The organism is Natronomonas sp. (genome assembly GCF_046483325.1).
Lineage (GTDB): Archaea > Halobacteriota > Halobacteria > Halobacteriales > Haloarculaceae > Natronomonas.
Window position 1 is genome coordinate 30,309 of the sequence record NZ_JAWODL010000046.1, and the last position, 14,381, is coordinate 44,689.

The 14,381-nt window shown below is 61.9% G+C and carries 10 protein-coding genes; 1 reads left to right on the forward strand and 9 read right to left on the reverse strand.

Going from position 1 to position 14,381, the window contains the following annotated elements:
* Nucleotides 1–22: 22 nt before the first annotated feature.
* The 3 genes from R6U53_RS13965 to R6U53_RS13975 all read right to left on the reverse strand — a co-directional run bounded on the left by R6U53_RS13965 (nt 23) and on the right by R6U53_RS13975 (nt 4,978).
* On the reverse strand, nt 23–2,737 hold the full coding sequence (locus R6U53_RS13965) for a glycosyl hydrolase family 28-related protein (RefSeq protein WP_410322985.1): 2,715 nt from the start codon (nt 2,735–2,737) through the stop codon (nt 23–25).
* Complete coding sequence (locus R6U53_RS13970) at nt 2,734–2,961, reverse strand: hypothetical protein (RefSeq protein WP_410322986.1); 228 nt, start codon at nt 2,959–2,961, stop codon at nt 2,734–2,736. Before R6U53_RS13970 ends, R6U53_RS13965 begins: the two co-directional genes overlap by 4 nt.
* A 229-nt stretch (nt 2,962–3,190) precedes the next feature.
* Nucleotides 3,191–4,978, reverse strand: coding sequence for a hypothetical protein (locus tag R6U53_RS13975; protein ID WP_410322987.1), 1,788 nt, complete (start codon nt 4,976–4,978; stop codon nt 3,191–3,193).
* 284 nt (nt 4,979–5,262) lie between these two features.
* Here R6U53_RS13975 and R6U53_RS13980 point away from each other — a divergent pair, with 284 nt between their 5' ends.
* The gene (locus tag R6U53_RS13980) at nt 5,263–5,520 is read left to right on the forward strand and encodes a hypothetical protein (protein WP_410322988.1); all 258 of its coding nucleotides are present in this window, start codon (nt 5,263–5,265) and stop codon (nt 5,518–5,520) included.
* 35 nt (nt 5,521–5,555) lie between these two features.
* Here the strand turns inward: R6U53_RS13980 and R6U53_RS13985 are convergent, their stop codons facing one another.
* From R6U53_RS13985 to R6U53_RS14010, 6 genes are all read right to left on the reverse strand, one after another.
* Entirely contained in the window at nt 5,556–6,539 is a 984-nt protein-coding gene (locus tag R6U53_RS13985; RefSeq protein WP_410322989.1) for a DUF1616 domain-containing protein, read from the reverse strand.
* A gap of 52 nt (nt 6,540–6,591) precedes the next feature.
* A complete protein-coding gene (locus R6U53_RS13990) occupies nt 6,592–8,532 on the reverse strand; it encodes a heparinase II/III family protein (RefSeq protein WP_410322990.1) in 1,941 nt (646 codons plus the stop codon).
* On the reverse strand, nt 8,529–9,920 hold the full coding sequence (locus tag R6U53_RS13995; protein WP_410322991.1) for a glycosyltransferase family 4 protein: 1,392 nt from the start codon (nt 9,918–9,920) through the stop codon (nt 8,529–8,531). The genes R6U53_RS13990 and R6U53_RS13995 overlap by 4 nt, the downstream gene beginning before the upstream one ends.
* A gap of 177 nt (nt 9,921–10,097) precedes the next feature.
* A complete protein-coding gene (locus R6U53_RS14000; RefSeq protein ID WP_410322992.1) occupies nt 10,098–11,081 on the reverse strand; it encodes a glycosyltransferase family 2 protein in 984 nt (327 codons plus the stop codon).
* A gap of 26 nt (nt 11,082–11,107) precedes the next feature.
* Nucleotides 11,108–12,337, reverse strand: coding sequence for an FG-GAP-like repeat-containing protein (locus R6U53_RS14005; protein WP_410322993.1), 1,230 nt, complete (start codon nt 12,335–12,337; stop codon nt 11,108–11,110).
* A 107-nt stretch (nt 12,338–12,444) separates the two neighbouring features.
* On the reverse strand, nt 12,445–13,947 hold the full coding sequence (locus R6U53_RS14010; protein ID WP_410322994.1) for a lipopolysaccharide biosynthesis protein: 1,503 nt from the start codon (nt 13,945–13,947) through the stop codon (nt 12,445–12,447).
* Nucleotides 13,948–14,381 lie beyond the last annotated feature (434 nt).

Below are 14,381 nucleotides of genomic sequence, written 5' to 3' on the forward strand. Positions count from 1 at the left end.
GACCGATCGCGCTTGCTCTCACCTACACTGATTTGGTCTCGGTGCGCGTCTCGTTCGAGGTGTCGTTGACCGACAGACGTATTTCGTCCACGTCGCCTCGGACGCGTAGGTCGTGAGAGAAACGGGCGGTGTCACCGCTGATACTGGTGCTTTCCGCCGCGACCGTCGTCCCATCGTAGCGGAGCTCCGTAACGACCGTATTGAGCTCTCTGTCCTCGTCGGAGACCGCCCAGTCGACATCGAACCAGGTCCACGTCGGATTGGTCTTCTCGCTCACGTCGAACCGATCGATGCTGAGGCCGTTGCTCGTCTCGTCGGCCGCCGAGGTTCTGAACGGCACCGTTCGACCGGTGTCTCCATCAGATCCTTCGGCGACGGCTCGGAACTCGTAGTCCGTGTCCGCCTCGAGATCGCCTATCGTCGCCTCGAACGCCCCGGTCGCCTCGCGCGTCTGTGTTCCCTCGCCGTTCCACGACTCCGAGCCAACCGCGCGCCACTCGAACGAGCACGTCACCGAATCGAGACCGCCGAGCGACGTCAGCTCTCCGACCAGTGTCGCGTTGGTCTCGGTCACGTCCTCCGAACGCCTCGATTCGACGACGATGCCGTTGTCGACGGTCGTCTCGATCGTTTCCGTGTCCGTCGTGTCCGCGTCGACCACCCGGGCCTCGAGCGTGTGTGCCCCGTCCTGAACCGTCGTCGTGTCCCAGTCGTCCACGTACGTTCCCGAGTCCGACTCGTAGGACGCGTCCCTCCACGATCCGTCGTCGACCCTGTATTCCACGGTCGGCGACTCGTCGTCCTCGACGTTCGAGACGTCGATCGCTATCGACTCGTCCCCGCGAACGGTTTCGCCGTCTCCGGGCGCGACCCACGAAACCGACGGCGGGCGTGACACCTCCGAGAACGGTCCCGGTGCGGATTCGCCATCGACACCGACGCTGAGGACGTCCGTCTCGACCGCCTCGGTATCGAACGAGCCGAGACCGACCCACCCGTCCGTGTGGTCCGTGTCGGTCACTTCCACGTCCCAGGCGGACGGTTCTGGCTCCGTCGCTTCCCAGATCTTGACGCTGAGCGTGTCTCCATCCGCTCTGAACCGTCGATAATAGAACGTGTTCTCGGACGGCGTACCGAAGCGGTTGAGTGTCGTCAGGTCCCCGTCGGTGTACTTTGCGAGCCGGAACCCATCGCTCGGCGTCTCAACTTCGAGCCAGTATCCGTTCTCCGTTCCGCTGTCGATCGACGAACGGAGGTATATCCGCCCGTGATACCCATGCGAGTCGTTTTCGGTGAATTCCGGCACTCGGACTTTATCGAGTATCTCGACGTCGGAGGGCTCACCGACGGTGTCCCACGACATCGCGTATCGGGTTCGATCGGTTCCATCGGCCTCGAACTTGAGTGCGTGCTCCCCCTCGTACTCGGAGCCGGTCACGACACTCCAGTCGGCTTCCGTCGACGCCCAGCGTGGCGTCCACGACTCGGGTGTCGATTCGTCGTCCGTCTCGATCGGCTCGGAGTCGTCCTCCTCTTCCGGCTCGTCCTCGACGCGCTCGCCGTCGGTCCAGGCGCCGACTTCGTCGGCCGTCGGCACGGACTCAAGATTCGTCTTATCGCGCTCTTCTTGATTGTCGATTCTGAGGTTGGTCCGTTCTTTGATGCTCCCGCCGTCGTTTTCGTAGTGGTAGTAGTTCCCGATAACGCACTGGTCCGACGTTTCGGAGTTTAGCCCCTCGTCCGAACTCATTCGATTCGAGTAGACGTCCGCGCTGCTCGCATCGAGTGTCGCGTTTTGCAGGACGTGAATCTGGCCTCGGTTGTCCGGTTCGTGGCCCGTCGCGAGTAACGCACTCCCGTCCGGGATGATGTAGTTCGCGCTTTTGTTCAAACGAACGTTCAGCCCACCGTTCTCGAATATGACGTCGTCGAACACGATGGTGGAGTCTTCGTCGTCACCGGTGTTTTGAAACGAGTGACTGGGGTTGTTCTGGACTCGAACCCGCCGGTATGTGAACTCGATCTGCCCGTTCGAACACTTGGTACCGCCACCGTTGACGCTGTCCTCGAGAACGCTGTCTTCGAGCACCCCCTTTCCGCCGGAGAAATCAATCGCGTATCGGCCGCCCATCGTGGCGTTTCGGTACGAGTGAACGTTCCGGAACACGGGCGCGGGGTCGTGGTGGCCCGACGAGTCGGTGTGGACGGCGATGCCGTGTCCGTCGTTGTCGTGAGTCGTGAGCCTATTGACGGTCACTCCGCCGAACTGTACGTTCATGCCGTTCGTGAGGCAGTTTCGGATCTCCACGTCTTCGACGAGCATATCGCCGGTTCCCGTCGCTCCCGACGATCGGTATTCGATCGCAGTCCCGCTCGCGTCCGCGTTGGATGCGTTCTGTTTGTTCCCGTCGAAGACGAGATCGCGGATCGTAACCGAGAATCCGTTTGGACGGAGGTGGCGGAGCATCCGGTAGGTCGACGAGACGCCGTCTGCCATCTTGATCACCGTCGATCGCCCGTCCCCAACGAGTGAGAGGTTGTTGGCGTGGCGATCCCCGTCGATGACGATCACGGCTTCTCCGCCGTTCGAATTCTCGATTCGGTAGTGCGCCGATGGCTCCGGGAAGTAGATGATGTCTCCGTCCGATGCGTCATCGATCGCACGTTGAATCGCCGGTGTGTCGTCGGCGCTCCCGTCGCCGTCCGCACCGTACTCTTGAACGTTTAAGGTGCTCATAACGACACCTCACTGAAGTCCGTCCAGTAGGTGTTCTCGCCGTCGCCCGGATCTCCCGCGACGCTGTAGGCGGTGCCGGTCACGAAGAGTGCCGCCGTGGCAGTGGCTCCGAGAGTGAGGTACTTCCGACGGTTAATCAGTGCTTTCGCGCTTTCGTTGCCCGGTTCGGGTTCGGGAAGCTCATCGCTTTGGGGGCCGCTAGGGCCTGCCTGCCTGTGTGCCATGCAACCGGTAATCCGTATCTAACTGGAATAAATATTTCGATTCTTACATATTATCTGTCTGATGAATTTACAGCAAAATTACCAAATAACTCGTGAATAATCGGATAACAGATAATTAATCCGAACCGTCCTAACACCCGTCGAAAGCAGTGCTTACTCTCCATAGCGAACGAACCGTGCTGTTGGTATCCAACGCTTACCGCAACCGGACAGGGGAAACCGAGGGGACTCACGCGGGCGGGGGCGTCGCCGAACCGTTGATTCGGTAGACGTCGAACTCCCCGTTGTCGTAGACGCGCGTGACCGACGGATCGTACTCCAGGCGTTCGAAGTCCTCCTCGGTGAACCGCCACTGATCTCTGTAGTCCGGGAACTTCGCGGGATAGGTGACTCGGCCCAACTGAGTCAGCATCAAGTACCGATCCTCGGCGTAGCTTTCACCGAGGGTATCGTAGGTCGTGTAGTTGAAATGGTCCGGTGGTCTCGTTTCGGCCCGTCGGATCATCGGTGATTGGCTCTCGGATCCGTTGTGCAGGTGATCGAATCGGTACTGGCGGATTCCGAACTCGTCGACGAGGAGCTCGTCGTTTCGGTGCTCGAAGAACCACTCCGTTCCATCGATCTCCATCTGCGTCGTTTGCTGACTCGTCTCCGCGATGAGCGGTGACGAAAACAGACCCACCACGGTGAGTGAAACGATCGCTAACAGCACGATCGAGAGCCCGACGGTCGCGATTATCTGCCCCACTTGCGTATCACTCCGCCACATTACGTAAAAGAAGACACCCGCGAGCGGCGCGGCGAAGATCTTCCCGAAGATGAGGGGACGACCGAAGCCGACAATGAAGTCGTTGGTCAAAAAGAGGACGGCTAATCCGGCGAACAGCAACATCGTACAGCCGAAGGTGAATATGAAGACGTCTGGTGCCTTCCGATTACGAATCCACAACGAGACCACGATGGCGAGAAGGACCGTTGCGATCCCGAACAGTATCGCCTCTCCGCCGTACTCGACCGTCGCGATCCGAACGATGTCCGTCAGCGCCGCACCGGTCCGATTTACCGTCTCGCTCGTACTGGCCAGTTCGGACCCTCCCGACTCCGGATTCAAGAAATCGGTCGTGACCGTTCGGAACCGAATGATGATGCCGGCGTTGTTCAGATACCAGCCGCCGAAGACGAGAAGCGTAAACGACGCGGCGTGGGTCGGACCGAGCTGACTCGTGTCGAACGTCGGAACCCGTTTGATCGCGGCGTATCCCACGAAAGTGAGCACGATGAACACTGCCGTTAGCGGGTGGAAAAACACGATACCGACGATCGAAAACAGTAGCATCAGGCGAATCGACATCACCTGCGTCCGTTGCTCTTTGAGGAGGAGATACACGACGAAGGGGGTCATGAGTATGCTCAATCCGTACGGTATTGAGGTTACGTGGACGCCCCCCACGACCGGGAACAACACGAACGGGAGGGCGAACCGACCCATCTGCCGCTCCGGAAAGAGGTGGGTGACGAAGAAGTACATCGACCCGACAAACAGGAACGAAAAGGCGACAGAAAGCAGGTTGATGAGCGCGATCGGCTCCATACCAGTGGCCTCGGAGAGCGACGCCAAGAGGAGGTGCGTCGGCGGATAGATGTTCCCCTCGATGCCGTACTCAGAGAGATCGCTGACGAGGCCGAGGTGAGTGAGTACGTCTGCGCGTCCGTACACGGGGTACCCCCGTATGTACGGCAAGAGCACTAGCGCAAGAACGGACACGAGGATGAACGAGATGCCGAAGACGTGCCCGTTATCGCGGCGTTCGGATCCGGCGCTCCGGAAGACCAGCAGCTGTCCGACGAACATCGCGCCGACTACCGAGATCCAAAAGTACGCCGGATAGATCGCGTAGATATCAACCTCGTATCCCGATGCCGGCGGTGTCACGTATATCGTCGCCGCTATCGACAGCAAAAAGCCGACTCCTATCAGCGCGAGCGTGTGCATCCATCGCGTCGATGTCTCGTCCATTATTCACCCCAATTCCGTGAACCGCAACGGGGCGAGGTTTCACCTCGTACCCTGTACGGCTCGTCGCCCCTTACCGTGGTAGTAATGGGTATCTTAACCCCCGTTCTAGCGATCGGCCGACTGCGATCGCTGCCGCGATCGACCGCACCACTGGATGGGGTTTTCTTCGCTCCTCTACCGCGGCGGCTTGCCACTCCGTTTGTCCCCCGTCCGAGGCATCCGAGGTGGCCACTCGGCCCATTAACCCGTTCATAACAAGGCGTGTCGGCCGTCTCTCCCGAACGATGAGCGCCGAACTCCGGAATCGCTTCGTGCTGTCTATGGCCGCGTGGATGGTCGTGGGGCTGGTCGGGCTCTTCGCCCTCAATCGACTCAGCGTCGATACCTACTTCACCATCTCGTTTATCGGCCTCGTCGCAATGATGCAGCTGTACGCCCCCGCCACCGAGCGGCCGAAGTGGTGGCGTGGGCTCGTGTGGGTCGAAATCCTCTGTTTTCTGACCTTCGGCTACATCTTGTACGTCCGAATAGCCACGTTCTAGTGCTGTGAGACCACGGTGTCCACCCATTGCGACGGTCACGACAGCGTCACCGATGGAGTCACGTCGATCCACGCGTGAGTCGAGCGATAAGCGTTCTCGGCCGACGGTTCCTCGGGCGGCGTCTCGGTGTACAACAGGTACGTCACCCGGAGCGATTCGCCTTCGAGCGTCGGCTCGATCGCGTGTGACCGCTCTTCGGTCTCGCCGCTTTCCACCGCCACCTCGAACGTATCGAGCTCGACGCGCTCTGTGACCGCCGGGTCGTCCCCCGTCCGATCGATGCGTTGCAGTTGGACGACGACCGTGTACGCGATCGGTTCGCGCTCGTGATTCGCGATGCCGACGACGACCTCGGCTGACCCGCCACTCGCCACTTCGACCGGATAACCGTCGGCGATCGCGGTCTCGGTCGCTGGATCCCCTGAGAGGAGGTAAAACTCGGTGTATCGCTCACCGTTTCCGTTCGTCGCGGCCGTGACCCCGATGGTCGCCGCCGCAACGACGATCCCGAGGACGATAACCGCGTTGAGTACGGTCTCCCGTCGCCGTTGTGGAACGACGAGAAACTGCCGCACACGGTCGATTGTACCTGATGGATCGACCCCGAACTGTCGGGTCACCAGCCGGCGTCGTCCCCACGCGAGCGCAGTCAGCACGAGCGTTACGGAGCCGACCGAGAGGACCATCGACGTCCCGTCGATCCGCCCCGCGGTATAGTGGTGAGCGTACCCGAGGAGAGGAACGATGACCCCGCTCAATCCGACCGCCAACAGCAGTCGCTCGACGGTCGTCAGCTGCCACGGTCGGCCGTATTCGCTCGTCGTTCGCGCCGGGAGGAGCAGCGAGACGAACGCGTACCCGGGGGCGAACAGAACGAACACGATCCCCAACCCGATCCGAACGAACGGGGGGACGAGTCCCGGGACGGAGACGATCCCGCCGACCACGACCGAGATCGTCGCGATCGCGAGGAGGTCGAACGAAGCGGCAGTACGAGCACCCGATTGCGATCCAGCCATATCGCGCCTTTCGAGAGACGCCCGCATAGCTAAGCGACTCCTAACCCGAGCCTTACGACTCCGCGGGGTGTAGTTTCGGCGTCGGGAGGCGGTGTTCGATTTCGTCGAGACGCAGCCGCCGCGTCCCGTCCGCCGTGGTCGTACACCTGACCTTACCGACGTCTTCGGTCGTGAGTACCGTCTCCAGCGTCGCCGGATCATCGCCGTCCGAACCGACTCGCAGTACCGGCCGCCGTATCGCCTCGCCGAACCGCGGATAGTACCAGCTGTCTTCGATCTCGATCGTCGTCCCGTCCGTCGGGTGAACCCGAAGTATCGGCTCGTCGACTGCCCGCAGCGACACCCGACCTCGCTCGAGTGTCGGTGTAACTGCCGGATGGAGGTGGAGACGGCTTCGAACCGGACCCTCTCCGCCGCCCGAAACGGTATCGCGGACGGACCACCAGTCGTCACCGGCGTAGACCGCCCGGTGGTGGGTGTACGGCGAGCGGCCGAGGGGATCCGCTTCGTAGCGCCCTTCGAAGAGCGTTACCGCGCCCGAATGAACTCGGGCGGTCGGCCGGGGCCGGGGTCCCATCAAGTACTTTCCGCCGATCGCGATCGGCTCCGACGCGCCGACCTGCACCGTGTTGTGGCCGCGGACGCCCCGTGCGTACTCGCGTCGGGGACCGTCGACGTAGTCGAACGTCCCGGTGTCGGTGATGACGGGGCGATCCCCGATCCACAGCAGGATCCCCAGCGTGTCGCTGTGTCCGTGTCCCGGGAGATGCGGCGGGCCGGTCGGCCCCCCGTCGACGAGCATCGCCCCCGCGTCCGTCCGAAGCCACTCGTACCCGGATACCGTCGGCGGGACCTCACGGATCGTCCCGGGAACGTCCGAACGGACCTCAATTCGCCCGACTCCGACTGCGCCCGCGTAACGGAGGCAGGCGTCCAACGAGTGCGCCTCCCCGTAGACGGAGTCGTTCAGCAGCGGTATCCGTCCGTCCGGCGGGCGGAGCCGTCGAAGGAAGTCGGTCGCCTCCGCCGTCACGGTTCGAACGGAAGTCGGAACCGGTCGCCCCGTCCGTTCGAGGAGGTCTTGGGTCGTCAGGTATCTGGTGAGCACAAGTGCGTGGTACATCGGGCTCCGCTCGAAGTGACAGCCGTCGTCGAGAAACTGCTGATCGGCGACCGATTCGAGGATCGACAGCCCCGTTTCGATCCAGTCGGTCTCGACCGATTCGAAGGCGATCCCCGCCATGAGAAGCGCGGCACCGTTCTCGACCAGGTGGTTACCGCCGACGTCCCATTCGACGTGGTTTCGAAGGAAACACGCGTTCTTGTATATCTCTCGGCGGAACGCGGCTTCGGCGTCCGGGGACATTCCATCCGCACTCTCCCGCCGCCAGGCGAGATACCGAAGCCAGTGTTGGATTCGCAACGAAACCGACCACGGCGTCCAGTGACGTCGGAGATACCGTTCGCCCCCGACATCGACACTCTCGACCCACCCGCCGATCAGCGCGTCGAGAGCGTCTCGAACCGCTTCCTCGGAGGCCGACGGTTCAAAACCGAGCGCGGCCGCGCCCAGCCACTCGAACGCGTACAGTTTCAGCCGCCAGAGCGACGACTGCTCGTCGAACCGATCTTCGTACCAATCGATCGAGTCGCCGCCTTCGATCGAAACCGACCGGTTCATCAACGTCATCGTCCCATCGGCCACGTTCCGAGCGTTGGTTCGGTGTCGTCGTCGCTCGACAGAAGCGAGACTGTCGCGGAGAACCGCGGCATTGTCCGCGAGTACGTCGATCGACACTGGCGGATCGGCCGGGACTCGTCGCTCGTAGCGACGGTCGAAGTCGACCGGCAGCCGCGGGACGAGCCGTTCGCGAGCGTTTCTGAGACCCATACCGACGATCTGCTGTGGATTCATCCGAACGATCGTGTGTGCCCCGAGATACAGCGTCTTCGCCGGAGGCGACTCGTCGATGACCCGGCTAAATCGGGTCATTTCGTCCCCGTGAGTGCGGACAGTTCGTCGCTGAGTCGACGCGCGATGGTCTTCCGGTCGTAGTGTTCGACCACGTGTTCGCGGCTTCGTGTCGCGAGTCGCTGCCGACGCGGCCCATCCGAGAGCAGTTCGTCGAATCGGTCGGCGAGCGCCTCGGGATCGCCGTCGGCGTGGACGCCGATATCCGTCTCGGTGACGAACCGCCTGATCTCACCGCACCCGGTGACGATGGTCGGCAGCCCGCAGGCCATGTACTCGTAAACTTTCGTCGGCATCGCATACGACAGCGTTTCGGTCTCTTCGAGGGGTGCGACCCCGATCGTCGCCGTTCGGAGGATCTCGGGGACCTCACCGCGAGGAACGAGTCCGGTGAACTCGACCCGCTCCTCGACGCCGAGTTCGTCGACCAGTCGACGGAGCTTCGATTCCACGTCGCCGCTCCCGACGAGTCGAAGGACGGCCGGCTCGGACACGCGCGCCATCGCCTCGACGCAGGCTTCGAGGTTCTGTGCGGTGCCCAGGTTGCCGGTGTAGACGATCGTTGGCGGGGAGTCGCTCGCCGAACCTCGCCGCTCCGTCTCGTGGCTCGGTGGATCGGGTTCGAGGACGCCGTCTGACGCACCATCACCGGTCAGCGCTTGATTCGCTCCTCCTGGCTGTCGATCTCCACCGGCGTCGATGGCTTCGGTTTCGAGTCCGGCTTCCACTTTGCCGGTGGCTTCGATCGATACCCCATCCGGGGGTCGGAACCGATCCGTATCGACGCCGTTCGGAATCACGACCGTCTTCAACTCGAGTTCGTCGCCGTATCGCTCTCCGACCGTCCGCCCGAGCGTTTCGGTGGTCACCGTGAGGCGATCGGCGCTGTGCAACACGAACCGTTGGAATCGGCGACTGATCCGTTCGATGGCGCTCCCCTCCTCGAGATAGCCCAGCGAGACCGAGGCGTCGATCCACAGATCCCTGATATCGACGACCCACGGTTTGCCGAGCGCCGCGGCGACGAGTCCCGGCGCTCCGGTCGAGATCGGCGGCGTCGAGGTGAGTATGACGTCGTAGTTTCGAACGTTCCAGAGGAGCCAGATCATCGCGTGAATCCCGAACAGGAGATAGTACGGGAGTCGCTTTGCCATCCCCGGGTTTTCGGCCGTCGGCTGCCAGGTCCACAGTCGGTGGACCGTGACTCCGTCGACTGACTCGGTTTCCGCACGTCGCCAACTCCGATCGAACGATCCCGGCGGGTAACACGGTGGGGGCGCGAGGACGGTCACGTCCCAGCCGTCGGCCTGGAGGTTGGTTGCGGTATCGTGGATCCGAGAGGCGTTTCCCCCCGTTTCGGGCGGGAACATCTGGGAGACGAACACCACGTGACGGTTCTTCGTGGTCACGCTGGGGTTCCTCCCCCCTTCCGGTGGACCATTCGTCCAATTTGCCCCTCGATTCCGGCGGGGACGTACAATCGGCCTGTGATTTGTCGACGCGGAGTGCTCATCGCTTTGGCTTCGGCGGTGTCGTACTTACTTACAGACCGATTAACCCCGGCATGGCCTCCTCGAGACGGGGTATCAGGTCGCTATCCGTCTGATCCATCTGGCCATGTCGTGGGTAACGCGGCCGCCCGTCGATGCAAGAAGGTACGCAGCGAACGTCGGCTCTAGCGGATACGAAGCCACCGCGGTGGCGAACAGCCGACGAGCGTGATCGTACTGTCCGGCCGTGAGCGCCGCAGTCCCGACCCGCTCGGCGGCCCAGCCTCGCATTTTACGCCGGAACAGCCACCCGTACGACGCCGCGAGCGAGTCGAACCGATCGATGAACAGTTCGTAGCCCCGGATTTTCTTGTCCAGATCGTCGCTCAACCGGTCGTGTGATGTGAACTCGTACACCGTCAGCGGCTCCGGGAGCCGTTTAAAATCGGTCCGCCGCGAGAGGTTAATATACCACTCCAGGTCCGCCCATGCCGGAAACTCCTCGTCGAGCGGGACTATCTCGGCGATCTCGGTACGGACCATGACGACCGACATCGTTCCGACGACGTTCCGACACAGCAACGCTTTCGTGATGTCCCCCTCGATCGGCGGCGGTATCTCGACGCCGTGACCGTCCCTCCGTATCGTCTCGATGCCGGTGTACACGACGCCGACGCTCCGGTCGGCCGTCTCGAAGGCGTCGACCTGACGACCGATCTTTCCGGGCAGCCAGCTGTCGTCGTCGTCGAGGAACGCGACGTACTCGCCTGACGCGGCTTCTATCCCTGTATTCCGCGCCGCGTTCGCGCCGCGATTCTCGTCGTGTCGGACGTATTGGAACCCGCTCAGCGATCCAGTCTCGATATCCGAAATCGCCCCGCGCGTGTCCGTCTCGGAGTGGTCGTCGACGATGATGAGTTCGATCTCGTCGTAGCGCTGTCGGAGGACGCTCTCGATCGCCTTGCGTAGATACGATGGTCGATTGTACGTGGTAATCACTACGCTGACGAGCGGCGTCGCCGTCGATTCGTCGGTGGCCTCCTCGATCTGACTCGCGTCTTGTGAATTTCCGTTCGTCATGAGTCCTGGCTTGGGTGGCGTCGCACTCACGGTCTGTTGTACCAGACGTCGACGTGCGCGTTCGGTTCGTAGGATTTGCCGACGATGTCGATCCGGCCATCGCCGTCCACGTCGATGGCCTTCGCTTCGTGTGTCGGGATCGCGGTCTCGACGACGGTCTCCTCGAAGCGGCCATCACCGAGGTTACGGAAGACGAAGTGTTTCGCTTCGTCGTCGTGTTCGCCGAGTCCCATCTCAGCGACGTAAATGTCGAGCCGTCCACTGTCATCGAAATCGACGAGTTGGACCGAGTGTGGGCAGTGGAGGTCGTCGCGAAGGATGTGGGCCGTCCACGCCGGGGGATCGAACCAGCCGACCCGCCCCATCCGGTCGCCGAGTTCGGGGAGATCGCCCTCGGTAAACACCACCTCGAGGTCGCCGTCGTCGTCGATATCCCCGACTGCGATCCGAGTCCACTCCCAGCCGACGGCGATGTCCTCGCGTCTCCAGCCCCCGGCCCGCGTTCGTCCGCCGTCAGCCACTCCATCCGGTCCGCGTTCGGTGTACGCTTGCTGTCCGCCGCCCGTCGTAGCCGTCGACTCGGCTGACGACTCGGCTACCTCGCCGCGCCGGTAGATACTCGTCCCTGCGATGAGTTCGTTCCTCCCGTCGCCGTCGATATCCACGATTTCGAGCCCTTCGACGTTTCTTCCCCGATCGATCACGTGGAGACACTCGCTCGGCCACGGCGATTGGTAGGGGTCCTCCGGCACGTCGTAGTAGAAGACGACCTCGCTCCGCTGGGACGCGCCCACCACTTCCGGCGCGCCGTCGTTGTCGACGTCGCCGAACGCGAGGTCGTGGTACTTCTCGAACTCGTCGCCGATCAGGTGTTCCGTCCACGGATCGCGGGGATCGGACGGTTGTTCGAACCAGTAGATGCCGTGATCGTCGATCGCTTGCCCGACGAGTAGATCGAGGCGTCCGTTTTCGTTGATATCCCCCAACGCGTTCCCGTTCACGTTGAGATCGGACCGCGAGGAGATGACGTGTCGCTCCCAGCCGGGGTTTTCATACCAGAACAGGTCGTCCTCGAGTCGACGGAACAGCCTCCCGACGAACGGTACCCCTCCGACGCCGACCACGGGAAGCGTTTCGCTCCCCGCGCCGCCGACGATGAGATCAGGCCGTCCGTTGTCCGTGAGATCGACCGGCTGGCAGACGAAGAGCCGACCGCACGGCGGTGACGAATCGATGCGTTCGTGTTCGAGCTTCATTTACTGAGTGGATGCGAGTAATCGTGGTTAGTATAGGGTAACTAACCGCCGAGGCTCCGACAGGTCGCTGTCGCTCGGACGGACGTTCGGTTCGAATCTCGATCGGTTCATCCTCGAAGCCCATCCGAGATCATTCGTAGTATGTGTTCTATTCCCCAATCGAACTGCCGCTCTAGGAGCAGAGCGACCGCGAAGTATATCACGGCCCCCGCTGGGACGAGGATCGCGAACTCGACGAGCGGCGACAGTTCGACGAACCCGCGCGCGTACCAGAGACTACCGAACATCGTGGCCGCGGCGATGAACGGATAGAGGTACTCGCGGTAGATCTGCATCGAGTGTCCCTCGACGACCTTGGCGGCGAGGTAGACGTCGATGGGCAACATCGGAAAGATGTAGACGCCGACGACGACCATTGCAGTTCCCTCGATCCCCCAGCGGGCCGTCGCCGGCCAGATGAGTATCGCGATGCAGACCACCCGCAAAAGCCCGAGCTTTGCGACGTAATCCGGATGGTTGAGCGCCTTCCAGAGCGATCCGAAGTTCCGGGTGATCGCGTGTAACAGCCCGTATATCGAGAGCAGTTGCATGGTGCGGATCATCGGCGTCCACTGCTCGCCGAGGATCGCGGGGACGAAGCTCGGGGCGACGAGCGCGATCCCGAACGTCAACGGGAACACGACGAACGCGGTGAGACGCGTCGATTGCAGGAGTGCGTTCCTGAGGGTATCGATATCGCCCTGGATCCGTGAATACGCCGGGAACGTGACTTTGGAGATGATTCCGGATACCTCCGATGCGGGCAGATCCGCCAACCGATAGGCGTACTGATAAAATCCGAGCGCCGTGGCGGAGAGATACCACCCGACGAACGCGTCATCGCCCTGGCTATAGAGGTAGCCGACGATCGACGCGCCAGTGATCCACTTCCCGTAATGGATGAGTTCTTTGGCCATTTCGAGGTCGAACGAGGGCCACGGTCGGTAGTCGTGGAGGACGTACGAGAGAACGAGGCGGACCGCCGGCTGGCTCATCGTCGCGAACACGAGCGCCCACACCGTCGGCGAATACAGCGCATAGCCGACGCCGACGGCGAGCTGTGAGATCGCACCGGACGCGTTATAAACGAAGTCCTTGTGGTACGAGAGATCTTTTTCAAAGTACACCACTGCGGGATTGCGGAGTCCATACAGGACGGGAACGAGCGCGAGGACTCGGACGACCTCCGTTGCCCCCGGTTCGTCGAAGAAGGTCGCGATAAACGGTGCCACGAGAAATATGATTAAAAACGCCAACACGCCGCGCCCGATCTCGAGACACCACGTCGTGTTGAGGTAACCGTCGACGTTGGTCTCCTTCTGTTGGATGAGTGCGGCGTTGAGACCGAAATCGGTGAATCGTTCGGTCGCTGCGAGCGTCAACAGAGCGACGCCCATCAGCCCGAAGTCCCGTGGGGCGAGTAGGCGGGCGAGAATGATCAACATCACCATCTGCGACAGCCGAAGCGACATCTTCGTTGCCGACACCCAGATACCGCTTTTCACCGTTCGCTGCAGTACGGACCCGGTCGGAACCAGATGTGAGATGAGCCGCTTTAATCGATCTTTCATTTCCAGACCAACGTGAGCCAAAGATCGTGTTCGTCGAGTGGTACGCTCCTCATTGGCCGTTCTCGGCAGGTCAGAAGGATTGTTATTCTGGTCGTAACTGAGCCTAAACGCTCGGTTGTCGCCTCGATTCGACGGGATATCGGATCCATACTTAAGTCCCACTTGGACATCCACTTTCGCATGTCTCTCGACGTTTACGCGCTGGTGGCGGGTGTCGGTGTACACGTACATTCGGTCGGGTGTCCCCACCCGATCACTACCGCTGAGAACCGATGAGCCGCTCGGACGATCTCACCGTGCTCCTCATGGACGGCGATCGGTATCCGGAGAACCCGTACATGTCGCTGTCGATCGGCGCCCTCCGTGATCTCGGTGTCGACGTTCGAACGCCCGAACTCCCGCTGTTGTTCCCGTTGACCCGGACCGCGATCCGA

Coding starts and splice junctions, on each gene's coding strand:
- R6U53_RS13980 (WP_410322988.1), top strand. CDS start 5,263: ATGAGCGCCGAACTCCGGAATCGCTTCGTGCTGTCTATGGCCGCGTGG.
- R6U53_RS14005 (WP_410322993.1), bottom strand. CDS start 12,337: ATGAAGCTCGAACACGAACGCATCGATTCGTCACCGCCGTGCGGTCGG.
- R6U53_RS14010 (WP_410322994.1), bottom strand. CDS start 13,947: ATGAAAGATCGATTAAAGCGGCTCATCTCACATCTGGTTCCGACCGGG.
- R6U53_RS13985 (WP_410322989.1), bottom strand. CDS start 6,539: ATGGCTGGATCGCAATCGGGTGCTCGTACTGCCGCTTCGTTCGACCTC.
- R6U53_RS13970 (WP_410322986.1), bottom strand. CDS start 2,961: ATGGCACACAGGCAGGCAGGCCCTAGCGGCCCCCAAAGCGATGAGCTT.
- R6U53_RS13975 (WP_410322987.1), bottom strand. CDS start 4,978: ATGGACGAGACATCGACGCGATGGATGCACACGCTCGCGCTGATAGGA.
- R6U53_RS14000 (WP_410322992.1), bottom strand. CDS start 11,081: ATGACGAACGGAAATTCACAAGACGCGAGTCAGATCGAGGAGGCCACC.
- R6U53_RS13965 (WP_410322985.1), bottom strand. CDS start 2,737: ATGAGCACCTTAAACGTTCAAGAGTACGGTGCGGACGGCGACGGGAGC.
- R6U53_RS13990 (WP_410322990.1), bottom strand. CDS start 8,532: ATGACCCGATTTAGCCGGGTCATCGACGAGTCGCCTCCGGCGAAGACG.